Origin of the sequence: Thalassomonas sp. RHCl1 (genome assembly GCF_947387555.1) — a bacterium.
Taxonomy (GTDB): Bacteria; Pseudomonadota; Gammaproteobacteria; order Enterobacterales; family Alteromonadaceae; genus Thalassomonas.
Genome location: NZ_CANDNZ010000003.1, coordinates 198,595 through 224,320, shown reverse-complemented (window position 1 = coordinate 224,320; position 25,726 = coordinate 198,595). Strand labels below are relative to the sequence as shown.

Genomic DNA, 25,726 nt, shown 5'->3' with positions numbered 1-25,726 from the left:
GCTCCTGTCATATTCAATGTAATGAGCACAGATGCCAATGCTTTGTCTCATCCCAAACTTCAGCATTGGTTTTTAAAGAAATGGTCTCAGCCATAGGCACTTCAGTCAGGTAGGGTTGCCATTGCCGTAGATTAGCATTTTCAGAATACCAGCCTGTTATTTTGACTTTTACGCTTTCGCCTTCAGGCGATAAAGCTAAAGCAATGCCCTGTGCCTGTACTTTTGCCGCATAGCTTCCTTTTGTGCCGTTTGAGTGGCTGACACGATATTTGACATTTACATCTTCCCGGCAAACTTGCTTGTTGATTAAGCGTGAAGAGGTCTGCTGTAAATTATCATCACTGGCAACTGACGTTTTCTGATTCGGTACCTGAAAATCATCACTGTCGGCGGCAAGCGCTGTTTCTTGATCTTGAATAAGCACTTTCTGCTCTAAACCGGTAAAAGCAATATCACTTTTGCTGATTTTGGGATTAGCCAACTCAATCCCTGAAAGGTCCTGTGGTATGTCCTTGTTCTCTGGTGTTGATTGACAACCGACTAAAAAACAAAATGAAAATAAAAAATACAACCTGGAAATAACGGTATTCCTCTATCTTGAAACTCAATCAGCAACGATTAAGCCTATTTGGTAACGGATGATACGAAGCGGCGATCATCCCATGTTGCAGCCTAATTACAAGTAAAAATGATCGCAGCTTTAGAGACAGATGCTGTTTTTTAGCTATGCTCCCTGTTATTAGCTCTTGGCTAATAACAGGCAAGATTATTGATTAACAAGTTTTCATTCCCGGCTAAGCGCTTTCTCTTACTGCTTTTTGATGGCGAATAAATTAGCACGAAGGAGGCTATGAAAATCATTAAAGCGGATCCCCTGTTCACGCATTACCGGGTGTATCCTTTTTGCTATTAACTGTCTTATATAAAACGGCTGGCGGACATAGAAATGATGGATAATATGGGTGCTGCCGAAGTTGCAGCAAAATAGCTGCATTGGGAACAAGGCCCAGTGATTTAGCACCTGGCATTGCTTATTTAAGTGATCAACATCGCCGTAATAATGTAAGGCAGCACTGATCCCGTGCAGACAGATTGCCCGCAAGGCATTGGGCAATAACCAGACAACCGCAACTACATCTAGCAATTCTACCGAGGTTAGCAACCAGTGCGGGTAATTAACCGGTAAGCCTGTGGCGGTGGCAATAACATGATAGCCATGAAAGATTAGAAAACTGTATAAAGCTAACAGATAAATATGGGCGAGGGGCGCCCCTTTTAATACAAAGTTAAAGTAGCTAAATTGCTTTAACTTCCCTAATTCTTTCGCCCTCAGACTAATCGAAATAAAGGTATCTAGAGAGATAAGCAATCGGAAAAAGCCAAACTTCATGCCATTGCCTAAAATGCGCTCCTCGAGATCGTTTTCTGTACCCGATGTTTTGTGGTGATTAAGGTGCATTTCCCGGCGATACCAGGGATTAACGGTATTGGGGCGCATTAACCAAACCAGTGACATCATCAAATGATAAATAACGGCATGCTTGCGAAAATATAATCTGTGGATCAAGTCATGTTCAATTTCATGCGACAGGCCGGCAAAAAAAGCGCTGCAGACAATGGCCAGCCAGGCGGGTAAGCCCCATAAAATATAACCTAAGCCGGAAATTATCATACCGGTAAGTGCTATGGTTAGCATCATCAGCCCGATAGCATCCTGATATTTTAATATTGGCCAGCGAGCACGGCAATTGCTGTCGGTACTTGCTATTGCCTGCTGAATAATATTTGCCGCCTGGCTGTCGCTGGATGTTTGCTGCATAGGAAATAAAATAGCTTAAAGACTGATTCAGTCTGTGATAATAACAACTTATCCTATTGCATAGTAATTTATTCGAATAACTTCATTTACTTTTAATGATAGAAACTAGCCAGAGGGACGACTAAGTGAAGATGAGACCGCTGCCCGAAAGCAGCGGTGAATGCAGTAACAAGGAGAGCTTCTTTTTGGGTTCTTGCTTAAACGCTCGTGATTAAGCCCTCAGCAAGTAAGAATTACTCACCAACCCGTGCCAGCGGCTGTACATTAATATCCTGGGTAAGCTCCTGGAAAGAGAGTACCGCCAGATCATAGAAATCCCGTTCAACCAATTTGCGAATGTAGCGCCTGATATCAAGCGACACCACCAGTACAGGTTTGTGTACCACGGAAGTAATGTCGCCGACATTTTTTTGGATCTGATCGATGATCTCTTTTGATTCAGCAGGCTCCAGGGCAAGATAAGCGCCCGAGGACGTTTGCCGTATGCCTGCCCGTACCGTTTCTTCCAGATCCTGGGTCAGCAGGTACGCCGACAGTATGTTGGTGTCATTACTGTATTTGTAACTGATCTGGCGATTCAGTGCCCCGCGCACATACTCGGTTAATAAGATGGTATCTTTTTCTTTCTGGGCCCATTCCACCAGGGATTCAAAAATACAGCGTAAACTGCGGATAGAAATATCTTCGGTGACCAGGCGCTGGAAAATATCGGTGATCTTTTGCAGCGGCAGCAAACGTTGCACCTCTTTCACCAACTCACCGAATTCTTTTTCCATGTTTTCAATGATCTGCCTGGTTTCCTGAATGCCGATAAAATCTCCGGCGTAACGTTTAAGCACATAAGACAAGTGGAAGCAGACAGATTCTGCGGTATCCATAGCATGTATCCCGGCCTCTTCCAGGCGATCTTGATACTCTTTTTCTACCCAAATCACTTTACCGGGAATAGTGCATTCCTCAGGACTTTCATGGGGAATAGCCAAAATGTCGAGATCATCTTCTGCTTCACGCACAATCAGGTGATCTACCGGCAAGATGCCTTCGGCTACCGGAATTTCCTGCAGTAAAATCTGATACTGGCGCTCTTTCAGCCCGGCATTATAACGCAGGTGTATACCGGGGAAAGGCACGCCAAGATCCATATAAAGGGCATGACGTACCCGCTTAAGTTGCTCGTTCAGCTGGGCAACCGCCAGATAGTCCTTACAGGAGGCATCGATATCTAAAATCAAAGGAGCTGTGATCGACTGCAGATCATTGGTATCTGTTTCTACCGTCATCTCGGGGATATCATCGCTTTTACCGCCCGCTGCCGAGCCCGCGCCTTCGCCGTTCTGGTTTCGCTTGGTCAGGTAGAAACCCGAACCACCTATGATGCCGGCAATGGCTAAAAACGCCAGGGTAGGGAACCCGGGAATAAAGGCAAAGCCCGCCAGTAAAATACCGCCGATCATTAACGCTTTGGGGTGGCCGGTTAACTGCTGGCCCATATCGTTACCTAAGTTAAGTTTATCTTCGGACTTCACCCGGGTAACAATAAAACCGGCGGTAATGGAGATGAATAACGAAGGAATTTGCGCTACCAGGCCATCACCGATAGTTAAAATAGAATAAATGTGCAGGGCTTCGCCGCCGCTCAGGCCCAGTTGCCCCATACCGATAGCGATGCCGCCGATAATATTAACCGCGGTAATGACCAAACCGGCAATGGCATCGCCTTTAACAAACTTCATCGCCCCGTCCATAGAACCGTACAGCTGGCTTTCCCGCTGAACCATGGAACGTAGTTGGGTTGCTTCTTCTTGGTCAATCACACCGGCGCGCATATCACCGTCGATACTCATTTGCTTGCCCGGCATAGAATCGAGAGAGAAACGGGCACTGACCTCGGCTACCCGTTCGGAGCCCTTGGTAATAACTAAAAACTGCACTACGGTGAGGATCAAAAAGATCACCCCGCCAACCACCAGGTTGCCGCCGACGACAAAATTACCGAAAGCCTCAACGATTTTCCCGGCATCCGCTTCAAGCAGAATCAAGCGGGTTGTGGTGATCGACAGTGCCAGACGGAATAAGGTGGTGGCCAATAAAATGCCCGGGAATACCGACAGCTCTAACGGGCTTTGTATATAGACCGCCAACATCAACAGGGTGACGGCAATACTCATATTGGTGGCAATAAGTACATCCACCAGCCAGGTGGGTAAGGGCATGATCATCATAAAGATGACCGAGACTAAAAACACCGCTAACAAGACATCGTTACGTTGGCTTATCAGGGTGAAAAAACGTGATAAGGGTGAGTGGTTCATGGGCGCTAATGCTCCGTGAGTTGTTTATTAACTTATTAGTGATCCGGTTGCGCTGCATGGCTTAATGCCAACAAGCGCCGGTATTAGCGGTAAAACCGGCTAAAGTTGCCGGCTTATCCGGGGCGATGACGGAGTTATTCCACACAAGTGTAATAATGCGGCGACCGGCTCGGGCACCTGGGTTAGCCGCAATTGGCTATATCGAGTGAGCAGGGCATTAATTTGCCCGGCACCTGCCCCGGTCATAGATCTCAACCGGGAACAATTAAGTTCGATTACCTCTACGCCGTTATCGGCAAGGCGTTCAATGTTGTATTTAAGGGCATCGCACTGACTGTTGTCCAATTGCCCGTTAAGCATTACTTGCGAGCCGGTTTCATCCAGGTTGGGAATAATATCCATAATCGTTATCACTAAAATCCAAAGGTGCAACTAAGAAACGCCAATGCCGACCTTGTTGCTATGCTTGGCACTTTTAAGAAAAATAAATTTATGACCAACAGTTTTTAAAAACAGGAGACTCAGTGTGAACAAAAATTGATTAAATGAGACAAGACTATGAATTCACTATCTCCAACGCAGGTCACAAATTCATTCCCTGGCTTTGATAAATTATTTCAGTGGGCCACAGATCGTGGTGCCGACATAGCGCATGTTTGTGTGGCAGAAAATAAGCTGGGGATAAAGGGGATTTTTGCCACCAAAGACTTTGAGCCGGGGGAGCAGATCATGTATATACCCGGGCCCTGCATACTCACCTCAAACACCGCCCGGGCTTCGGCCATTGGCCAGGCCATCAGTGAGGCAAATGTGGCCGATCAATCAGACCATGCCTACCTGGCGATGTTTATGCTGGCAGATCAGGCTTCACATATCTCCAGATGGCATCATTACTACAATAATTTACCCCGGGACTTTACCGACCATCCATTATTTTTTGAAGAGGCGCAATTGGCCCGGCTAAGGGGCTCCCGCGCCCTGGAGATTATTTATCGCCGCCGCTTTACTTTGCAGCAGTCCTATCAAGCTATGACCGATGCCTTAGGGGATACCTTCCGTTTTACCTTACCCGATTATCAGGTAGCAAGAACCGCCATTAATACCCGTTGCTTTGGCGTCAATTTTGGCGGCAGCGATCAGGTGGCAATGATCCCTATCATCGACATGCTCAATCACGGCGACGACGACAGCTGCCAATGGGGTTGTGATGGCGATGGTTACGGGGTCTGGGCGAAAAAGGCCATTGCCAAAGGTGATGAAATTACCCATAGCTACGGGCAAAAATGCCAGCAACGCTATTTTGCCAATTACGGCTTTTTACGCGAATCTACCATAGATGACGAGTGTCGGGTCACCATCCAGCTGGACAGCTACAGCCCGTCATTATCAGCCCAAATGGCACTGCTGAATATTTCACAACCAGTAATAGAGTTGGCGCTGGGCAATGACCTGAACGATACCCTTGAGCAGGTCATGCCGCTATTGAGGATTGCGGCAAGCGAAGCCGGTTTACAGGATGAGATTGAGCTTAGTGGCGAACAAAACCGGGCCAGGGAGCTAGCGGCGTTATCTTTGCTAAAAACCGCCCTGAAAAAAAAGCTGGCCTGTTACCAGGTCAACAATCAGCCCCATAGCCGTTTTGCCGGTACTGATACCTCTATGATAACGGCCTTCTTGCAACGTGAACAACAGCTGTTACGGAACTACCTCGAATTTTGTTCACAGGGAGAATCCAAACTCAGTGAGCTGGCGTGAATTAAAGAAAAACAAAGGATGATACCTGGTTTCTTATTGCCAGGGACAGGTTTGTAGCAGCGAATTGTACACATAAACCCAGTCAGTATTTGAGACGAAACGATAAGCCTGAGCGCTGTTGCCGGGAGCGTTAAGTCTCAATTATCAGCTTCACATTATAAAGGGTTCGATTAATGAAAATGACTAAAAAAAAGAACATGGATAAGCATGAAGTTCTCGGCCAGGCCAATGGCGCTATAAAAGTAAAACGCCCGTCAGGCCAGGCAAATATGTTCCAACAAAACCGTTAACCGAGATTTTTTTATGTCCGATTCTCTTGTCGTTTCCACCGTCGCGCAACATATGTCGCAGCTCAATATGGGCAGCGAAGCAAGTCAAACCATCCGCGGCCAGTTGCGCGGTGAAACTCTGGTGTTGCTGCCGCCGTCGCAGCAAAGCCTGATAGAGTCAGCCCAGGAAGAGCTGACCTTTGCCGTGGCTGATAGGATGGGCCAGGGGTTAAAGAAACGTAAATTTAAAGCGGAAACCCGCATAAAAACCGAGCTTATCGAACAGGCCGACTCTTACCTGAAAAAGGTACCCGACCTTGATAAACAGCATAAGTTAAAACGCTTTGTGCAACAGCTGCTGCGCAACCCGCAGCAAGGCGTCAGGGAGCTGAAACAGCAGGCCCGGCGCATGTACCATGATCCCAGTTTGCAGTATGCGGCAATGGCCGAAGCCCGGAATATCCTCGGTCAGGGGGCGAATGCGCAAAGCCTGCAAGCAGGTTTGCTCGACCAGCTCGACATAGCCAAAGAACAACTGATGCAAGAGCAGGGAGAAGCAGTGCGGGCCGGGCTCAATGTCTCGACAACCGCTGCCGAGTTCTCCCGCTCCGATCAGGGAGTGCAAACCCTGCGTAATTTTTACCGGGATGCGGTGCTGGATTACCAAAATGTGACCCAGGGCTTTCACCATATTCTCAAACGCTTCGGCGAGAAGGGTTTTGCCAAATCATTAGCCTTTTTATTAAAGGCATTAGGGGCCGATTTAAAGGCACAAGGGCCTTCCATCGAGCCGGGGCAATTGCGCCTGATCATAGATGACATGTATATCATCAAAACACTCGGCGGCATTTTGGAGCAAGTTAGGGCACTTGTTGACAACATGCGCCGCCGCTACCAGCAAAGCACAATTAAAAACAGCTTGTTTTTGATGGAAAAAATGCTCGACCTCAAAGATGAGCCGTTTCCAAAACCCGAGCTGTTTTTAAAGTTAAACCGGGACATGGCTATCAGCGGTTTGGTGAATCAAATCTATTTTACCCAGGAGCTGATCAAGCTGTTTCGCAAGCTTCCCGATAAAGCCTATGAAGAAGATCTTGATGCCAAACGGGACTTGTTGCACATGGCACAAATAGCACTGGATAACATGATCAAACATGAAGAGGAGCAAGAATGAACACTCAATGGATAGCTGAATTGATAGCACAATGGCTGGCAAGCGTCGGCATAGAAGCCCAGGGCATGCAGGGGCAGGAGCGACTGCATATGGCATTTGAAAACAGTGATCGCTTATGCATAGAGCCAATTGAAGAGCAATGCCGTGTCTCTGTGATCCATAAATTAGCGGTTCACGATCGCCTCAAAGTCGTTGAAAACATCTTAGGACGCACCAGTTTTCGCCAACGGGGTCCGTTTCGCATATGTGCCGCGATGCAGGGGGAAAACCTGTTGATACTAAGCGTGTTTTTTACCAGAGAGCAAGGCGGTTTATCTCAACTGCAACAAGCGTTGGATCACCTGCGTAAACATCTCTGACGAGATAATTTTTAACCCAAATAATTTTTAAGTATTCATAAACAATAAGGTGAAACTATGAGTTCAGAGCATGCAATTTTGCCGATCTCGGTGAATGACTGGAGCGCATTTAAAGGCATTGAGTTACACGACTGGCAAAAGAAATATGTACCGGCTCCCGATGAATTGATCCGGCAAAAAGTGTTTGAACGCCGCCCCGAGCAGCAATTTTTACTTTACGGCATTCATTACCAGCAACATCTGGTGGGGGGATTCTCTTTATCTGTCACCGAAAATAACGAACTTTGGTTAGGGGCGATACAAATAGACAAAGCGTATCAGTCAAAAGGGCTGGCTTCCTATGTTTTTGCCAAAGTCATCGAATACCTGTGTAGCGACCCCAAATTTACCGGTTTGTCCCTGGATGTGCACTGCAACAACTTAGCGGCACTTGAATTTTATCAACGCCAGGGATTGAGAATTTGCGGCATGCTTGAACGTAACGGCGAGCAGATCTGGCTGATGAACAACAAACGTGAGCACTGGCTTTAATCTTTTTTTAACAGTAATACCAATACACAAGAGAGAAAACTATGAGCAATGTTAATACCGTAAGTAATCAAAGTAGCAGCGCATACTCACAGGATGCGACAACACATGCCACTGCCAGTCAGGACGATGTGGAATCCTTTGACAAGTCCATGCAGAAGGCGCTCGATGAAATAGAAACCGAGCAGTTCAGCCCGGAAGAAACAACCGAGGCTTTAATTAACGGCATGATCAAAATGAGTATGGGCGGGGTGCAGGAGTTATTTAAAAAGCAGATGATCGAAAAGCCCGAGAATAAGCTGTAACTGGCCCGGCATCCCCCTTGGTAAAATTTATGTCTCGATCACTGATTTCAGGCAGTGATCGAGACAACGAGCATGTGAGCCACTGATGTTAGAGCAAATATTCACAATCAAAGAGCTGCGCGAGCGCAAAGCCGCAGGCAAAGTGACTGAATGTCGCCACGCACTTAAGCAACATGAACAAGCGCTGCAGGATGCAAAGCAAAAACTTAATGAGTATATCCAGTGGCGCAGCCAGGAAGAGAGCCGACAGTTTAAATCACTGATGGGGCAGGTAAGCACTTACCGTAAACTGGAATTAATCAACCAGGATATCAGCCATTTACGGCTAAAAGACGGCGATTACCAAGAGGCCATCCTCAAAGCTGAGGCCGCTTTGCAGCAAGTGCAGCAGGCATTAGAGCAGGCGCAGCTGGCACATGTTTTAGCGCAGCGGGCCGTTGAAAAGTTTCACGAGCTGCGCACGCAAGCACAGGAAAAAATAGCAAAAGAGCAGCAAAGAAAAGAGGAATTGGAATTAGAAGAATTCACCAAGCCCCAGCAAAGTATTGCCTGATTTCAGCTTCCTCCAGGACGTACTTTGCGGCGGTTTTTCAAGCATTTTAAAAAGTAAAAACAAGGTCAAATTAGTTGTGTCTTATAAAAACCTTAATCTTATATCTGGCAGACATTCATATGATCTTATCTGTAAAGTCTTATCCGCTAAATGATGCTGTTACGCCTGCATCATTTTTTTGCCCGGGAGTATTGAGATGACAGTTGCAGCTATCCAGCGCGGTATTGACCGCATCAGCCATCAGACAAACATAACCCCGAGTGAGTTCGTCGATAATGAGCGATGGCATTCTCCCATCGGCAGCCCGACGGTGCATTTAACCCAGGTCTTTAAAGGCCAGTGCTTAAAGCAGGAGCTGCAAGAGTTTGTTCGTCCTCAGCTCAGTGCCTGGTCTTTGTTGTTGCCGGCAAGTTTTACCCTGGTGCGCGGGCAATTATTGGCACAACTTAAAAAGCACCGGGACCAGCTAGAGTTTGCCCGGGCGCTGTCGATACTTCAGGGGCAAGATAATATGGAACATCAATTACGCACCTATATTTTTGCGTTACTAAAGGCTTAACTATGTTTAAAAAACTGCAAATTGACTGGCTGGTATTAATGGCCAACCTGTATATCCAACAGGAGAAGTTTACTAAGGCATTATGTCTGCTGGAAGCCGCTCAGCTGCAAGCTCCCGAGCGGGCAGATATTAACAAAGCCCTGGCTTTTACCTTATTGGAATTAGGGGAAGGGCAGCGCTGTTTGGATGTTTTAAAAAGGTTACGTGACCAGCCTTTTAGCAAGGGGGAGAAAGCCAGTTTATTATTGCTGCAAAGCCGGGCCTTATGGAGCTGTGGTGATCACGACAAAGCACAGCAGGCCATTAAGGCACGTATTGCGATGCTTGCACCGGAAAGTAGCGGTTAAAGACACCGGGAAGCTCACCCGCAGCAATACAAGGTTAAATGGCCCGTGATAGAAGCAGCTCTGCTAAAAACAGCCGATATTATGGAGAAGCGGTTAAACCGATAAGGCGGTTGAGCACGTCCTGCCTCCAGATATCATCCCCATAATTCACAAAATTCTCCCTGTAGGGGATTAACTCACCGTTAGCCCCTCACTGGGGGAAACAAGTGCCAATCACACCGAGAAAACTTCCCGTTTACTCAGGCATACCCAAAGATCCGCAAAATGATGAAAACACTTTTGCAGAGCAGGTTTCCTACAAAGCAGGATAAATTGCGACCTGTTGATAGTACGCCGTGTAAACCCGCCAGAGTAACTATCTCATCCCGGCTGCCATAACCTTTGATAAATAAACGCTGAGCAAAACAGGAAATAACAAAGGAAATATATTGTGAAAAGTAAATTTATAAATGCAGCCTTAGCGCTATTTGTTTTGTTTGCAGCCAGCCCGGTGAGTAAAGCCCACGGAGGGTTAATACATGGCGATCTTTATGCCGGCCACTTCAGCGCAACGGGACAAATAGCTAATATTGTTAATTTACCCAACGCCCGCTACTGGCATCGGGTGCTTCATGATTTTTGGGATGCTTCAGCATATGCGCCTGAGCAAACCATATCAACAAAGAATATCCCAGCCGTGAAAGCGACCAGCGTTTCAAATCCTTCAGCAATTGCGCTGCTCGGCCTGCTCTTAATCACCTTGGCAACACAACGCTTTAAACGCCAGCAAGGTCGTAAAGCTGTAGTTAAAGCAAATTGTGCTGCCGGACACCACTGTCCTTTGCCCGTTTAACCGGCAGACATCAAGCCAAAAGAAAAAAGATTTACTGACACTTAGCCGTACCAGGCGGCTGCGTAAGATCACAGCAGCGTCGATTTTAAAGACAAACTTTCTTTGCCTGCTCAATAAGGACTGCGGTTAAAAATCATTTAGTTTTACCTGTTTTTTAGCTATCATAGCCCGCCGTGAGCTTAAAGGATTAAGCATTACCAGGGGGCAGAAACGCCGATGTGGCTATCTATACTCCATCGGCAAACTGCCACCTGAATCGAACAAGCTTATATCATCTCTGAATTGGCTTATGCCGGTGACAAAATTATTGCCACCCCAATTTGCTTATAAAAAATACATTTTACTTTTAAACCAAAGTTAGGTTGTTTATGACAAATACCACTGAACAATTCCGCGGCTGGCGTACGGTGCTGGCCGGTTTACAGATGCTCTTTGTGGCCTTTGGCGCCCTGGTGCTGATGCCGTTAATCACGGGCCTAGACCCCAGTGTTGCACTGTTTACCGCGGGTATTGGTACCCTGATCTTTCAATTTGTGACCAAGCGTCAGGTGCCGGTTTTCCTGGCGTCTTCATTTGTTTTTATTGCACCGATCAGTTACGCGGTACAAACCTGGGGCATGGCCGCAGCTATGGGGGCCTTATGTGCTGCGGGTTTAATGTATGTGGTGTTGGCGGCTATTGTGGCCGTGCGCGGCGCAGGTTTCCTGCATAAGATCATGCCGCCGGTGGTCACCGGCCCGATTATCATGGTCATAGGTTTAAGCCTGGCACCCATTGCCGTTAATATGGCCATGGGGAAAACAGGCGACGGCGCGGTGGAATTGTTTGCCTATGGCGATGCCTTACTGGTTTCCATGTCAGCCCTGATCACTACTTTGCTGGTGGCAACCTTAGGTAAGGGTATTTTCCGCCTGGTACCTATTCTGGCGGGGGTTTTTGTCGGTTATATCATGGCCTATATCATGGGCATGGTGAATTTTGAAAGTGTCGGCCCGGTAGCCTGGTTTGCCGTTCCCAACTTTACTACCCCGGAATTTAACCTGGCCGCCATCTTATTTATGTTGCCTGTGGCCATAGCGCCGGCAATTGAACATGTCGGGGACGTTCTTGCCATCGGCAGCGTGACCGGCAAGGATTATGTCAAAAAACCCGGCTTGCACCGCACCTTATTAGGTGATGGTTTAGCAACCTCGGCTGCTTCTTTATTTGGCGGGCCGCCAAACACCACCTACTCGGAAGTCACAGGCGCGGTCATGCTCACTAAAATGTTTAACCCGGTGATCATGATTTGGGCGGCTATTTTTGCCATTGGCCTGGCTTTTGTCGCCAAATTTGGCGTGATCTTACAAACTATTCCCGCACCTGTTATGGGCGGTATCTTGATCTTGTTATTCGGCTCCATCGCCGGGGTTGGCATGAACATTCTGATCAAAGCCAAAGTCGACATGGCCGAGCAACGCAACCTGGTGATCACTTCAACCACCTTGATATTCGGCATTGGCGGCATGGCCATTGGCAACGCCGATTTCAGCTTGCAGGGCGTTAGCCTGTGCGGCCTGGTAGCCATAGGCTTGAACCTGGTATTACCCAACAAAAACAAGCAAGAAAACAACCTGCAGCAAGAACAGGAAATCGTAGACGACGCCGTCTCCCACAACCGTTAATTACAGTTTAACATCATCAAGAAACCATGCTTTGGCCACATTGCATGGTTTTTTATATCAAGAAATAAGTAAGTCGCCCCGACTTGAAATTTCCCCTCCCTGTACCTACCTCATAATAAACCTTACTAACTGAAGTCCATTATGCTGTCTTATGTGTTGCCCCTGATCATCGGCGTATTACTCATTGGTTACTTTGCCGGGAAACCCTATTGGCGTGAGTACCAGCGCAATAAAATCAGGCGCTTGCCTTTTAAGAAAGAGTGGCGAAAAATCCTCCAGCAAAGAATGCCTTATTTCAGGCAGATGCCGGCTGATTTACAGTTGCAGCTAAAGCAGCACATTCAGGTATTTCTTGCAGAAAAAAATTTCATTGGTTGTAACGGGGTAAAAATTACCGATGAAATAAAAATTACCATAGCGGCACAAGCCTGTTTGTTATTGCTTAACCGTAAAACAGATTACTATCCTCAGTTGCAAACCATATTGGTTTATCCAAGGGCTTTTGTTAAAGAGCAAAATAAACAAAATGCCGACGGCGTACACTATACGCAAAATATGGCGTTGTCGGGGGAGTCCTGGGATTTTGGAAAAATCGTGTTATCCTGGCAAGACACTTTGCAAGGCGCTGAAATTCCCGATGATGGTCGCAATGTGGTGATCCATGAATTTGCCCACCAACTCGATCAGGAAAACGGTAAAGCAAACGGTGTCCCTATTTTAGGCAGGGGCCATAGCTATAAATCCTGGTCGGCAGTATTTTCAGCCCAATTTGAACAACTAAAACATCAAGCAAGGACAGGAACTCCTTCATTGTTTGATTATTATGGCGCCACAGAGCCAGCAGAATTTTTTGCTGTTGCCAGTGAAGTCTTTTTTGAGCAATCTCAGCAATTCTGCCATGAGTATCCGGGGCTTTATCAACAATTGAAACAGTATTACCAGGTAGATCCTGTGCTTTGGTAATAAGGCCTTTTTAATATCCATCCCCGTATCACCGACAGAAAAAAACCTTAACTATTCAATATTATTCATGTAAATTCACCTAAAAGTTTCTTTTAGGTAACATATTTTTGAAGTATCCAGTTTTATTGGCCGCAGCGCTTGGCCTGATAGTTTCCGGCTGCGGCGACACGATAGCGCACTCAGCATCATCAACCACCGAACAATGCTCACACCTTAAATACGGCACCCCAAAACAAAGCGATGAAGTGCTTTGTCGCGAAGGTTACGCCCTGGGATATAACAATCAGCTTAAGTCGGCTGAATGGGTGTCTTATGTGCTTGATAAAGAAACATCACCGGGCGTGCCCAGGCGAAATGATTTCAGGCTTGATGAAGATATTCCGCCAGCTTACCGCACCACACCGGAAGACTACGAAGAACCAGTCTATTCCAAAGGCCATCTTGCCAACAGCGAATCGATAGACCGTACCCGGCGGGCAAACAGTGAAACCTTTCTGATGTCAAATATGACGCCGCAACTGCCCGGGCATAACCGAGCCATTTGGAAAGGCCTGGAAAATCGCGAACGTAAATGGGCAAACGCCAGGGGCAGGGTAGTGGTATTAGCCGGGCCCGGTTATTCTGCGCGGCCAAAGCATATTGGTAATAATGTACCTGTGCCTGATGAATACTGGAAAGTGATCTATGATCCGGCGGTTGAGGAAGCAATCGCCTTTATTATCCCGCATAAAAACTTAAAAACCGCCCAGCTCAATAAATATCTGAGCTCCGTTGATGAGGTAGAAAGCAGGTTTGGCCTGGATTTACTCAGCTCGCTCGAGGATGCCGCCGAGGTCAGGGTAGAGAAGCGAAAGTTATCAAAACAGTGGTAAATATTTCTACATACACGGGATTATCTTATATATGAACAAGATCAGCAGATTTTAAAAAGAGCTGTTGAGATGCTGCTGTTATAGAAATAGACATTAGTTCCATGAGGGCGCACATAAGGTTTGTTCTTTTTTAAGCACTCTGTTGCTACTACTTGTAATTTAAATAAATGGTAAGGGGAAATATGATGAAAAAATTTAACTTTACCGTTTTAGCCGGTATTTGTGCTTCTGCATTTATTTTACAAACTTATACTTTTGCTAACGAGATCATAGGCGACAGCAACCCCTTTATCGAAGAACAAGTGAATAACCCACAACTTGAGCCAAAAGATTTAGTGGTATATTCCTTTGCTAAAAACCCAAGCAAGTTAAGCCAAAGTAATGAGTATCTTACTCGGGCAAGAGCAACCAGGGAGTATGGTTTTACTCGGGTTCATTCTTCACAGATTCGTGTATTCGATAATGTTATCCGCCGCTATAAAGATGGCGACCAAGAATTCCAGCGCAGCTTTAAACGCCAGATACTTGCCGGGCAATCTAAAGCTGATCTCGAAAAATTCTCAATGTTATTTGCCGGTGATACGGTTAATTTAGATATAGCACTTACAAGCAAGTTTGATTTGTTGCACTCATCCGTCGGCGGTAACTTTATTCCTGATAAAGGCTGGGATCAATTAACCAGGATAGTTAAAAGTAAGGAGCTGGGTAATGTCATCATAGAAATTATGGCCTTTACCGGAGATAACGGCTTACTGATGGATAAGGATGCGGTGAACTTTGATGTTAACGGTAATCCGGGTATTTTAATCGTGATGGAAGATGAAACAGGACGTGCAGAAACATCTCTGACATGGGCCGACAATGAAAAAGCCTACACCATTCAGCTTGATAGGAATGTTAATGCCAATGGGGTAATGGCATCATTCAAAAACTTAACACAAATAATATCAGGATCTTGATAATAACAATTAAAATTGCTCAACAGCGAAAAATAAAAAGAGACTGTCTCGTATTTTGTGTAACTGCCAGTTTTATATATAGTCTTTTAAACGGTCTTCGAACTCGATCATAAATCGATTTAAGGCCGTTTTCCAATTTCTTATGGGCATGGTCCATTTTTTTGAAGCCTCCCGTATTGCCAGGTAAACAACCTTTTTCGCTGAATCATCGGTGGGAAACAGCTTACGTTTATTGATGGCTTTACGGATCACACTGTTCAATGATTCAATCGCATTCGTGGTATAAATGGCTTTTCTGATGTCCTCGGGATATTTAAAGAGTGCATTCAGGTTTGCCCAGTGAGCACGCCAGGAGCGACTGATTTGGGGATATTTCTCATCCCACTTTTCGCTAAACAATTCCAGCTCCAGCAAGGCTTCTTCTTCGGTCACTGACTGGTATATTTTCTTTAAATCAGTCGTTACTGTCCTGTAGTCTTTCCAAGGCACATATTTCATCGAGTTACGCACCATATGCACAATACAGAGCTGAATTTGAGCTTGCGGGTACACTGTATTAATCGCATCAGGGAAGCCTTTAAGACCGTCAACACAGGCAATTAAAATATCTTTAACGCCACGATTTTGTATTTCAGTTAAGACGCTAAGCCAGAACTTAGCCCCTTCATTTTCAGAGAGCCACATGCCCAGCAGCTCTTTACGGCCTTCAAGGTTGACGCCTAGCGCCAGGTAAATAGCTTTGTTGATGACACGTTTATCTTGCCTGATTTTAACGACAATGCAGTCCAAGTAAACAATCGGGTAAACCGCATCAAGTGGCCGGGATTGCCATTCAACGACCTGTTCAATGACGGCATCAGTGACACGGGAAATGAGTGTTGGCGAGACATCGGCATCGTACATTTCCTTGAAGGTTTCAACAATTTCTCGGGTGGTCATGCCCTTGGCATAAAGGTGAAGGATTTTATCATCCATCATGGTCAGGCGAGTCTGGCTTTTTTTAACGAGCTTAGGCTCAAAACTACCTTGCCGGTCTCGGGGCGTTTCAAGTTCTACGTGGCCGTCTTCGGTTCTGACGGTCTTGGAAGAATAACCATTACGGCTATTCTTTGAATGGGACTGCTCATGCCGGGCATAACCCAAGTGCTCTTCAAGCTCAGCATTTAGCGCAGCTTCAACGGTTACTTTGGTGAGCATCTTTCTAAAATCAGTTAAGTCTTTTTCAGAACGAATGCTTTTGGCTGCTTCCTTGGCAAATGCCTCTAGTTCTTTTTTATTCATAGTCTGCCTATCCTTAAACTCTGGTTAGAGTATCGTGTGATAGGCAGTTACACAAAATTATTTACAGTCTCAATAAAAACGTTGGAATTATATGTAGGAGTTGTGACAACTGCTTCCGGTCAATTATCACAACTTCCATTACTACTCTTATTTCGATAGCTCTTCTGCCGTATCTACAAAAATTCCTTGAATATCTTTTGCTTCGCGTTCAGTTTGACCGCCATGCTTTAAAAATGCTGCGATGATAGCTTGTGTTTTATCTTCTTTGGCTCGTTCCAGGAAGTACCTCAATTCTATTTCTGTGCCGGCATCTTCGTCTATGATAGAAGCAGCAATGATTTCTTTGTACATAACGATGTCACGTACTTCCCAACCGCTAACAATCGATAACAAGTGTTCCAAAAACTCATTCACCTCATTTTTAGGGACATATTGAGTGATGATGTTTAATTGCTCGGCTTGTTGAGGCGTAAAGTCTGCTCCTGTTAATAAAGCTTGTAGAGCTTTCCCTTTACCTAAGCGACGGGCAAATTGTACCGCACCTTGACCGCCGGTAGGGATATTGACATATAGCTCTGGTTGAGCGAACGCAGAGTTCTCAGTGCCATAAGCCAAATCACATGCCATAACAAATTCGTTACCACCGCCACGGGCAACACCGTCAACAATTGCAATTGAAAGCTGTTTCATGGCTTTAATGTTTGCAATCATGTGATTAAATTCTATTGATGCTGCTTGTCCTCCCTGAGTTCCATTTATAACGTTAAGGTCCAGATGGGCAATAAAAAATGCGTCGTGAAATGACTTGAATACAACGGCTTTTATTTCTCGGTCATCTTTTAGCGACAAGATAAACTGGTTCAACTCGTTAATTAGATCAATCGTTAGAATATTTACAGGTGGGTTTTTAATTAAAACTGTCGCAATGCCTGCTTCCTTTGTGATGGTTAGTTTGTTCATAGCCATGCCCTCTTTGCTTTAGCATGCGTAACTCGGTATTGGTCACGCTACGTTTGTGAGGCTAATTTACTGTGATTTTTGGCATCTAAAAACAGACAAAAATGAATTATAATGTTGCCAAGTTGGAATCAATAGGTGGTTTTATGGATCTCGCTAGTCGGCTACTGTTATTACTAGAGGTCTCTGAGTTAGGGAGTTTTGCTAAAGTATCGGAACACAGGAATGTCAACAGGTCTGCCATTTCTAAGCAAATAGTAAAGCTTGAAGATGAGCTAGGGGTTCAGCTATTAAACAGAACAACACGTTCATTATCGCTAACTGCTGCAGGCAGTGAAATGGTTAGCCAAGCAAGACAATTGAGAGACTTACTAAATAATTCAAAGCGTTTAGCTGAAAATTATCATAGTGAGCCAAGGGGAGAGCTAAAAATTTCCAGCTCAACATTGTTTGGTCGCCAATATGTACAACAGGCAATACTAAAGTTTCAGGCTCTATACCCAGATGTTAAAGTGGAGTTGCTGCTTGAAGACAGGTTGGTCGATATAGTAGGTGAAGGTTTTGATATAGGGTTTCGTATTGGAGAGCCGAAAGAATCAAATCTTATTTCTAAACAGATAGCTAGAAACAGGTTGTTGATTGTCGCTGCGCCTGAATTTATCAGAAAGCATGGACTTCCTAAAACTATCCCTAAATTGGAAAGCATGCCTGCCGTTGTTTATTCTACCCAGGGGCTGGTTATTGACAGATTCAAGTATTTAGATAATTCAGGGAATGAGGCATATTTTCAGTTAACACCCGGCTATAAAGTTAACGAAGTTGAAATGCTTATTAATACGGCACTTGCAGGAAACATGCTTACTGTTACCACTGCTCAAATGATCGAAAACGAAATAATGGACGGTAAGCTCGTACCTATAATGACGCATATTAATTTAGCTGACTATGGTACATTTTACGCTGTCTATCCTCATCGAAACGCTCCATTGAAAACTACACTGTTCATACAAACCCTCAAAGAGGTGGTTGGTGAAAAGATACCTATATGGGAAACCAGAATACCTGATTTTGATAACATGTATGGGCATTACTGTTAAGTCTGCTATTGGCACATATACGACTGTCAGATGTGACTGACTCCTATTAATCACACCTGCCAGGTAATACCAATCCCGTCCCAAAATATTGATCTTTTTTTACACAAAGCTCGTATTAGAGAGCAGAGCAGACATCATGCTGTAGTTTGCACTAACAGGTCTCGTGTGAAGTTAACAAGCAGTGCTGTTTTAAATGTTATTTTGGAGGTCAAAATGAAATATTTTTATACCACTTTTTTGATGTTTGCGATTATCTTAAGTGCAACTGCGCAAGCCAGTTGGAATAAAGGCAAGTTTCAATGTTTAAAAATCCAGGCAGTAGAATTTGACGGCACAATTGCCGAAGCGGCAATTGCCACCCCGGCATTAAGTACTTTAGTAACGGCACTTACTGCAGCAGGATTGGTTGACGCCGTAAATGGCGATGGCAACCTTACCGTATTTGCGCCAACTAACGAAGCCTTTAACAATGTACCAGCCCCGATATTGCAAGCTCTTTTAGATGACACGGACCTGTTGACCAGCGTTTTACTCTATCATGTAGTAGACCGCAAAATAGATGCCCGCCGCTCATACTTTACTAAAAAGGTATCGACATTAGCCGAACAAAAAGTATTTTTAAACCGTCAAAACGGCGCGCCACATGTTAATCAGTCCGAAGTGAACTGCCAGGGCGTCAAGACCAGCAACGGCATCGTATGGATTATTGACAGTGTGCTGCTTCCCCAGTTTTAATCGGAGCTATTTTTAGTGACATTCGCCGATAATGAGCGCGACATTATCGGCTAACATTCAGTATATAAGCAGCGCTTAAACCGCTCTGTTCCCAGATAACGGTTTAACCAGTCTAATAATACTCTGGCCATCAGCATATTTATCAGCTCTGCAAACAACTTATGAACTTTTCTGTCTGTCAAACGGTAGGGCAATATAATCAGCGATATGTAAGCTTTATTAAGATAATAAAAAACAACGTTTGCCACTGCCACCAATATCAGCTCTTGGTATTTTTATCCCGGAGCAGGAAAAATGTTGTTAGTGTTATCCCTGGTGGTTCATTTTCTTCCCCCAGGGATAAGGTTTACCTTTATTTAATTAATAACAAACTGAACTTCTTGCTTCATCCAAAAGACTGCCGGAAAAATAGGCGACATCATAGTTAGCTTCAACATAACACACTAGTGGTAAACTCTTTTGAGCTTCACCGTCAAAATGAATTTCATATCTATCTTTAATATTTGAGACATTTTCATTAATGATGATTTTATCCATTCTTCTATCTTGGTTTACATCCAGCTCTAAAGTTAATTCGCCACTGGTGATATAACTGGCAGCGGCATTAGCTTCATCACAGACATTATCTTGCGTTATCTCTGTGATATTTTGCTCATCTCTTACTTTTCCTTTTTCAATTGCTCCGCTTAGCTCGGAGTAAGAAAAATTATCTTTATAACAAACAGTTTGCTCCGGATCTGTATACATTTGCCATGTTTCGTTCTTAGGTACATGAAAAATGCCGTCTCTGCGGTTTTCCGGGGAAAGTCCTAGCTCCTTTCTATTGACAACCAGTTTATGAAAATAATTATTTTCTACTTTAGTACTGTGCTTGCCATCAGATTTCCCCCTGATTTGAATAGGCATGTCTAATCCGGCATAACTTCTGCTGACCAGCATATCCATCCAGATGTTGTTTGACACCGTCATTTGCTTACCTGCAGTGTCTACCGTACCATCACCTTTACCATGCATATCGAAATTCTTACTGGTGGTCGCAGCATATCCTGTTTGGTGAATAATGTTGTGAGTGGCAAAATATGATTGTTGTGAATTTCCCCCGCCAGCAATATCATGACGATTATCTTCAAAATAATTACGCAATGCTAACACCGTAGCCCCTTCAGCTTCGGGAGCAATACCGTATCCCATACCGGAACCTGAACCATTTCCCGGAATTTTTAGCCCGGGATCGTACATCACATTACCATTGACCGTTTTCCTATACATCGCATACAAGTCTAAGTTATTTGCATGAATGTAATTTCCCTTGATAATCGCATGATAATCCGGCAATGATGATACAGAGTTAATCACCTTAATCGCTCTGCTCCAGTGATGTAAGTCATTATTAATAACAAGGTTATCCTTACCTTTTATATTTATGGCACTTGATGTGTCAGCGGAACAACCATTCAGCTCTGGTTTCAGTAATGTAGTGTTATTACTGAAATCATTAATAGCTTTTTCATACGGCCCGGCAAATTCTAAGCCATGAATAACAACATCATCTGTATTTACCGTTAACAGAGACTTTCCGTTATATGTGCATCTATTAGCGCTTGTTAATTCAATATCAGAACTCGCAGCTAAAATTCTTGTGCCTTTAGCCGTAATATCAAGTGTGCTACCGGTAAAACTGATGTCATTTGTGATAACAACAGAAGCCGTTTTTTGCTCAGATGCCCGACAATCGCTGATGGCTTCATTGTTCAAGCTTAAAACTATACTTGAAAGCTCATCATAGTTGCCGACAAAGAAGACACATGCCATGTCCGTTTCAAGGTATGTAGCAGGCGATGAATTGGGCTTGAGGCACACATCTTCAGAGCAAACCTCATATGAGTAACCCGATTGATTCAGACGATAATCCAAACTATGGTTAACCGTATTTTTTCCTGATTCTCCGACAACAATAGATTGATTATCCAATGTATTGTTGATGTATTCTTTTAGTAAATAAACATTATTACCAAAGGCATCCCAGGTTAATTGGTTTGTACCCGGACTCGCACCGGGTTTATCTGCAACAGTGAAGCTTGGACCAACTTCTACGGTGACATAATTTGGATCACCACAGCCGGCATCACCTGGATTACAGGCATAAACAGAGTAGGTATATTTTCCAATAGGATCTGTAAATGTTTGACTGCCACTTGTTGTGGTCTTTAAAACCTTGCTCCAGGTACTGCCTGAGTTTAAGCGCCTATCAAGGTGGATTTCCCCTCCTGAAATAAGGTTGGACGCACTTCCCCAATTGATTGTATAACTTGCTCCGTTATTAACCGATGTCGATGAAGAAGATAAAGCCACAGCACCGGGAGTAAGGACGGCATTTACCACCACGGAGGTTGGATTCGAACGGCTACAGTCGCCACCGTTCGGATTACAGGCATAGGCAATGTAATGATATTTCCCTACCGGGTCATTGAAGGTACGACTACCGCTGGATGTTGCATGTAAAACATTCGTCCAGCTAGTGCTGCCTTCTAAACGCCTGTCCAGATGAATTTTCCCTCCGGAGATCAAATCAGAAGCATTGCCCCAACTGATTGTATAACTCTCTCCGTTATTTACGGATGAAGGTGATGAGGATATAGACGGCATACCGGGAGTAGGAACTGGATTTACCACCACAGAGACTGAATTTGAACTGCTACAACCGCCCCCGTTAGGATTGCAGGCATAGGCTAAGTAATGATACTTCCCTATAGGGTCATTAAAGGTACGACTGCCGCTGGATGTTGCGTGTAAGACATTGGTCCAGGTACTGCTGCCTTCCAAGCGTCTGTCCAGATGAATTTTTCCCCCGCTAATCAGCTCAGAAACATTCCCCCAACTGATTGTATAACTCTCTCCGTAGGTAACAGATGAAGGTGATGAAGATAAAGACGGCTTACCGGGAGTAGGGACTGCTCTAACTTCGACTTTGGTTGAAATCGCACTGCTACAGCCGCCCCCGTTAGGAATACAGGCGTAGGTTAAATAAGTATATGTTCCTATCGGATCGTTAAATGTCTGGCTGCCGCCAGATGTCGCATGCAAAACATTGGTCCAGGTACTGCTGCCTGTGACTTTCCTATCCAGATGGATTTTCCCTTCAGATGTTAGGTTTGATGAATTCCCCCAAGTGATCGTATAGGGACTTCCGCTATAAACCCAAGAACTACTTCTAGCCAAGGTGGGAGTTGAAGGGGCTGCATAACATGGTTGTATAACTGTTAGCATGGTAATAAAGGAAAACAATAGGGATATATATCGTTTCCTTAGGGTATTTATTATTATCATCTAAAACCTTTTGAGTATGAGTTATTTTTATTAGCAGAAAAGATATAAACCTATGAAAAATAGGAGTCTTTTCTTCCTTTAATTATACACACCTTCAAATGTTAATATATTGTTGTGTAATGCTCTGTAATATATAACGGTGAAGTAACCCACGAGAATAGAGCACTTCAGTTTGTCCTCAGTTGCATTGCCTCCAGAAGATATGAAGCTCATTATTGTTAAAACGACAAAATAGTCTGGAAAACAGCACTAGCTATACAAACTCAAATACTGATTAATAAACATAGTGAGCCACCACAAAAACCAACCTTTATTTAACTTTATTTTTACTTTTATTGTACTGCTCTGATAGTATCTCGGTAGTGCTATAGCCCGGTCTAATATTGGTAACCATCTGGTTCTAAATCGTTAGCAAGACAAAAAGCTATTATTTATTACCAATAAATAACTACTTATACTAATTCAGCACAGGGTTATGGTGCTGTCATGCCTCTCCAGTCTATGCCTGGGGACGACTATTTGTTTTTTATTTAATAAGGAAGATTAATGAAGAACGTCACAAAAATTAGTTCATTGGCGATTATCAGCGCCTTAACACTCTCTATATCTGCTGCTTCATCGCATGCCGTTGAATATTACAGCGATCAATCGCAGGATGTAGAGCTTGTCAACGAGCTAAATACCTTAGCGAAAGCAAACAGCAATATCCGTGTAAAAGATGTTGCAGCCTACAAGGAAATGAAGCGCTATCTTGAGAAAAGAAACTCGCAAATCGCCGAAAAGCACATTAAAAAGAGATACAAAGATTTTGATGGCGCAGACATTCACTGTATTGACATCGAGCACCAGCCGGCCCTTAAGCGAAAGGGCATGGAGAATCATCAAATCCAATACAGACCCCCTGTTGTGACTGACAGTCACCAGGTGGTATACGATGAAAAATACTCTGAAGACAAAGAAGCCCATCTTGATAAACAAACCGTTCAGGCAACAACAACCAGTCAATGTGACCAAGGCACTATCCCGCTCAGGCGTTTAAGCATAAAGCAGCTCACCCGCTTTAAAACCCTGAATGATTTTATGAAAAAGAAAGCAGATCATTTAACTGCTCCTCTTACCGATGGCCCTACCGATTTACACCAATATGCCGTGGCCGGAAAAACGGCGGACAACTTAGGCATTATCTCATCCATGAGTGCTTTCAACCCTTATGTTGAGCAAAGCTCTGAATTCAGCCTGACCCAGATTTGGGCGGTAGGGGGCAGCGGCGACAACCGTGAAACCGTAGAAGCCGGCATCCAAAAATACAGGGACCTGTACGGTGATGACTGGCCGCGTATCTTTATCTATTTTACCCCCGACAACTACGGCAGCGGCGGTTGTTATAACTTAAGCTGCTCCGGTTTTGTGCAAACCAATAACAGCATCACCATCGGCAGCCGGTTATCTACCTATAACCAGATAGACGGCGATCAAGTGGAAATGACCATGTCTTTGATCCGGGAGCAAACCCTAGGACACTGGTGGCTGCAGGTTAACGGCACCTATCTCGGGTATTGGCCCAACAACCTTTTTGATGCCAGCGGAATAGGTGAGAAGGCTGAAAGAACATCCGCCGGTGGCGAGATAATCCATAAACATACCAGTCGCCATACCTTAACCGACATGGGGTCAGGGCGGTTTGCCAGCGAGGGATGGAAAAAAGCGGCGTATCACAGAATGATCAGATACATTAATACCAGCAACCAATACGTGAACTACGCTTCTCCTTATTTTGCAGTAACTGACAGTGACTGCTATTCCATCGACTTTACCGCAAGCTCAGGAAACTGGAAATCTTATTTCTATTTCGGCGGGCCCGGATACAACAGCAACTGCCAATAGCGGTAAATGCAAGGTTATGCCTAAAGCATAACCTTGCAGTACTTTAGGATTTCTCTGGAGATAATACGCAGTAATTAACAGTAAGAGGTAACTAACCTTGGGTTAATCTGGCGTATGACAATATCACGCCATTGCTCTGTCTTACCGGACTTTACAGCACCTAATTGATACTTGTTACTGCATACGTTATAGGCACTGGTTAAATCAAATACCCCGTAGGTACTTCCCCCTTTTTTAAAGTCGGTGAAGATAGTCTTTTTACCGTTACGATAATCTAACTCTCCCGCAGTAGTGTTTGAACCTGCAGCTAATCCTGCCCCCAATGAAATCCCCCAATGAGTTACAGACTGATCCCCTTGAGCGTGAAAATTAAATAAATAACCCACAGGAATGCGGTCAATCTGATCAGGCCCGATCACCTCACCCTGTCCCAAAATTTCATTACAATTATTGGCTGTCAGGCTATAGCCGGTTGTTGCCATCCAGCGTAATGACACAAAACCAGCTTTATATAACCAACACCTTACCGCGTGAAAACACACCGGGGAGCTAGTTCCCATGCCCTTATCTGTGCGTAACGACTTCTCATAGGGGGTATTTTCCGTAGTGAGCATTTCATTGCCTGCGATACCGGCAAGCTCTTGAATAGTCGCGGTACTATCAGCTTCATAGCACTTGATGGCTTTTTTCAACAAATCTTCTGCTTTATTTAAATAATGATCTTTTGTCGTCTTTAAATCCACGCTCTCTCGTACAAACTTATCAACGTCAGCGTTTTTCAAAAAGACCTCCTGACACATACATAAGGCACGTACGGCCCAGTGTTGCTGCTTTGTTCCTGCGTTGCTATAACCGCGGCTTGCCAAAGAAATTTTGCCGCCAATGGATTTTTCCATTTCTGTTGTCGTGACTTTAAGCTGAATGACTCGGGCGAGATCGTTGCTTACTTTGGTTTTTATATAATCGAGCGCTCCGTCGTATCTTTGTTTGTTACTTCTGGACATATATTCCTCTTATCAATCAACTATTTTTTGCCATACAGAGCTAAAAGTTAACATCCATATGTACTTTGAGTTCCACTTTAACGCAACTTTGCTTTAACTGTAAGTTACTTGTAATGATTCAGTTCAGTAAAATAATGGGGCGATATGCTTAATGGTGCATCTCACTTTTTA

General features: G+C 44.5%; 24 protein-coding genes. 16 read left to right on the top strand and 8 right to left on the bottom strand.

The features are described from left to right. Positions 1-13: 13 nt before the first annotated feature. The 4 genes from QL234_RS11400 to QL234_RS11385 all read right to left on the bottom strand — a co-directional run bounded on the left by QL234_RS11400 (position 14) and on the right by QL234_RS11385 (position 4,545). A complete protein-coding gene (locus tag QL234_RS11400) occupies positions 14-571 on the bottom strand; it encodes a hypothetical protein (RefSeq protein WP_281557961.1) in 558 nt (185 codons plus the stop codon). Positions 572-808: 237 nt separating this feature from the next. Then, on the bottom strand, positions 809-1,819 hold the full coding sequence (locus tag QL234_RS11395; RefSeq protein WP_281557960.1) for a fatty acid desaturase: 1,011 nt from the start codon (positions 1,817-1,819) through the stop codon (positions 809-811). Positions 1,820-2,052: 233 nt separating this feature from the next. Continuing rightward, the gene (gene sctV, locus QL234_RS11390; RefSeq protein ID WP_281557959.1) at positions 2,053-4,131 is read right to left on the bottom strand and encodes a type III secretion system export apparatus subunit SctV; all 2,079 of its coding nucleotides are present in this window, start codon (positions 4,129-4,131) and stop codon (positions 2,053-2,055) included. Between the two features lie 99 nt (positions 4,132-4,230). Then, on the bottom strand, positions 4,231-4,545 hold the full coding sequence (locus QL234_RS11385) for an STAS domain-containing protein (RefSeq protein ID WP_281557958.1): 315 nt from the start codon (positions 4,543-4,545) through the stop codon (positions 4,231-4,233). Positions 4,546-4,689: 144 nt separating this feature from the next. On the opposite strand from QL234_RS11385, the gene QL234_RS11380 reads away from it, so the two are divergent. The 13 genes from QL234_RS11380 to QL234_RS11320 all read left to right on the top strand — a co-directional run bounded on the left by QL234_RS11380 (position 4,690) and on the right by QL234_RS11320 (position 15,270). Then, positions 4,690-5,886, top strand: coding sequence for an SET domain-containing protein (locus QL234_RS11380; protein WP_281557957.1), 1,197 nt, complete (start codon positions 4,690-4,692; stop codon positions 5,884-5,886). Positions 5,887-6,189: 303 nt separating this feature from the next. Next, positions 6,190-7,329: a type III secretion system gatekeeper subunit SctW gene (gene sctW, locus QL234_RS11375; protein WP_281557956.1), complete on the top strand. Its 1,140-nt coding sequence runs from the start codon at positions 6,190-6,192 to the stop codon at positions 7,327-7,329. After that, the gene (locus QL234_RS11370) at positions 7,326-7,688 is read left to right on the top strand and encodes a hypothetical protein (protein ID WP_281557955.1); all 363 of its coding nucleotides are present in this window, start codon (positions 7,326-7,328) and stop codon (positions 7,686-7,688) included. The genes sctW and QL234_RS11370 overlap by 4 nt, the downstream gene beginning before the upstream one ends. A 57-nt stretch (positions 7,689-7,745) precedes the next feature. After that, complete coding sequence (locus QL234_RS11365; RefSeq protein WP_281557954.1) at positions 7,746-8,219, top strand: GNAT family N-acetyltransferase; 474 nt, start codon at positions 7,746-7,748, stop codon at positions 8,217-8,219. A gap of 41 nt (positions 8,220-8,260) precedes the next feature. Beyond that, positions 8,261-8,521, top strand: coding sequence for a hypothetical protein (locus QL234_RS11360; protein ID WP_281557953.1), 261 nt, complete (start codon positions 8,261-8,263; stop codon positions 8,519-8,521). Positions 8,522-8,606: 85 nt separating this feature from the next. Further along, positions 8,607-9,074 carry a YscO family type III secretion system apparatus protein gene (locus QL234_RS11355; RefSeq protein ID WP_281557952.1) on the top strand — a complete coding sequence of 156 codons (468 nt, stop codon included), beginning with the start codon at positions 8,607-8,609 and terminating at the stop codon, positions 9,072-9,074. Positions 9,075-9,270: 196 nt separating this feature from the next. Continuing rightward, positions 9,271-9,633 carry a hypothetical protein gene (locus QL234_RS11350; RefSeq protein WP_281557951.1) on the top strand — a complete coding sequence of 121 codons (363 nt, stop codon included), beginning with the start codon at positions 9,271-9,273 and terminating at the stop codon, positions 9,631-9,633. A gap of 2 nt (positions 9,634-9,635) precedes the next feature. After that, complete coding sequence (locus QL234_RS11345; RefSeq protein ID WP_281557950.1) at positions 9,636-9,980, top strand: hypothetical protein; 345 nt, start codon at positions 9,636-9,638, stop codon at positions 9,978-9,980. 430 nt (positions 9,981-10,410) lie between these two features. After that, on the top strand, positions 10,411-10,812 hold the full coding sequence (locus QL234_RS11340) for a hypothetical protein (protein WP_281557949.1): 402 nt from the start codon (positions 10,411-10,413) through the stop codon (positions 10,810-10,812). A gap of 368 nt (positions 10,813-11,180) precedes the next feature. Next, positions 11,181-12,476, top strand: a complete 1,296-nt coding sequence (locus QL234_RS11335; RefSeq protein ID WP_281557948.1) for a uracil-xanthine permease family protein — start codon at positions 11,181-11,183, stop codon at positions 12,474-12,476. 141 nt (positions 12,477-12,617) lie between these two features. Continuing rightward, positions 12,618-13,439: a M90 family metallopeptidase gene (locus QL234_RS11330; RefSeq protein WP_281557947.1), complete on the top strand. Its 822-nt coding sequence runs from the start codon at positions 12,618-12,620 to the stop codon at positions 13,437-13,439. Positions 13,440-13,546: 107 nt separating this feature from the next. Then, positions 13,547-14,311 (top strand): DNA/RNA non-specific endonuclease, encoded by a 765-nt coding sequence (locus QL234_RS11325; RefSeq protein WP_281557946.1) that lies wholly within the window; start codon positions 13,547-13,549, stop codon positions 14,309-14,311. Between the two features lie 182 nt (positions 14,312-14,493). Further along, entirely contained in the window at positions 14,494-15,270 is a 777-nt protein-coding gene (locus QL234_RS11320; RefSeq protein ID WP_281557945.1) for a hypothetical protein, read from the top strand. Between the two features lie 72 nt (positions 15,271-15,342). Here the strand turns inward: QL234_RS11320 and QL234_RS11315 are convergent, their stop codons facing one another. Together QL234_RS11315 and QL234_RS11310 are read right to left on the bottom strand one after the other, a co-directional pair. Continuing rightward, positions 15,343-16,551, bottom strand: a complete 1,209-nt coding sequence (locus tag QL234_RS11315) for an IS256 family transposase (RefSeq protein ID WP_281557944.1) — start codon at positions 16,549-16,551, stop codon at positions 15,343-15,345. Between the two features lie 147 nt (positions 16,552-16,698). Beyond that, the gene (locus QL234_RS11310; protein ID WP_281557943.1) at positions 16,699-17,511 is read right to left on the bottom strand and encodes an enoyl-CoA hydratase/isomerase family protein; all 813 of its coding nucleotides are present in this window, start codon (positions 17,509-17,511) and stop codon (positions 16,699-16,701) included. Between the two features lie 143 nt (positions 17,512-17,654). Between QL234_RS11310 and QL234_RS11305 the strand changes: the two genes are divergently transcribed. Then, complete coding sequence (locus QL234_RS11305; RefSeq protein WP_281558239.1) at positions 17,655-18,605, top strand: LysR family transcriptional regulator; 951 nt, start codon at positions 17,655-17,657, stop codon at positions 18,603-18,605. A 165-nt stretch (positions 18,606-18,770) separates the two neighbouring features. After that, positions 18,771-19,340, top strand: a complete 570-nt coding sequence (locus tag QL234_RS11300; RefSeq protein WP_281557942.1) for a fasciclin domain-containing protein — start codon at positions 18,771-18,773, stop codon at positions 19,338-19,340. A 360-nt stretch (positions 19,341-19,700) separates the two neighbouring features. Here QL234_RS11300 and QL234_RS11295 read toward each other — a convergent pair whose 3' ends face one another. Then, positions 19,701-22,424 carry a hypothetical protein gene (locus QL234_RS11295; protein WP_281557941.1) on the bottom strand — a complete coding sequence of 908 codons (2,724 nt, stop codon included), beginning with the start codon at positions 22,422-22,424 and terminating at the stop codon, positions 19,701-19,703. A 789-nt stretch (positions 22,425-23,213) separates the two neighbouring features. Here QL234_RS11295 and QL234_RS11290 point away from each other — a divergent pair. Continuing rightward, positions 23,214-24,551, top strand: a complete 1,338-nt coding sequence (locus QL234_RS11290) for a neprosin family prolyl endopeptidase (RefSeq protein ID WP_281557940.1) — start codon at positions 23,214-23,216, stop codon at positions 24,549-24,551. Between the two features lie 74 nt (positions 24,552-24,625). On the opposite strand, the gene QL234_RS11285 is transcribed toward QL234_RS11290, so the two are convergent. Further along, the gene (locus QL234_RS11285) at positions 24,626-25,555 is read right to left on the bottom strand and encodes a hypothetical protein (RefSeq protein WP_281557939.1); all 930 of its coding nucleotides are present in this window, start codon (positions 25,553-25,555) and stop codon (positions 24,626-24,628) included. Between the last annotated feature and the right edge of the window lie 171 nt (positions 25,556-25,726).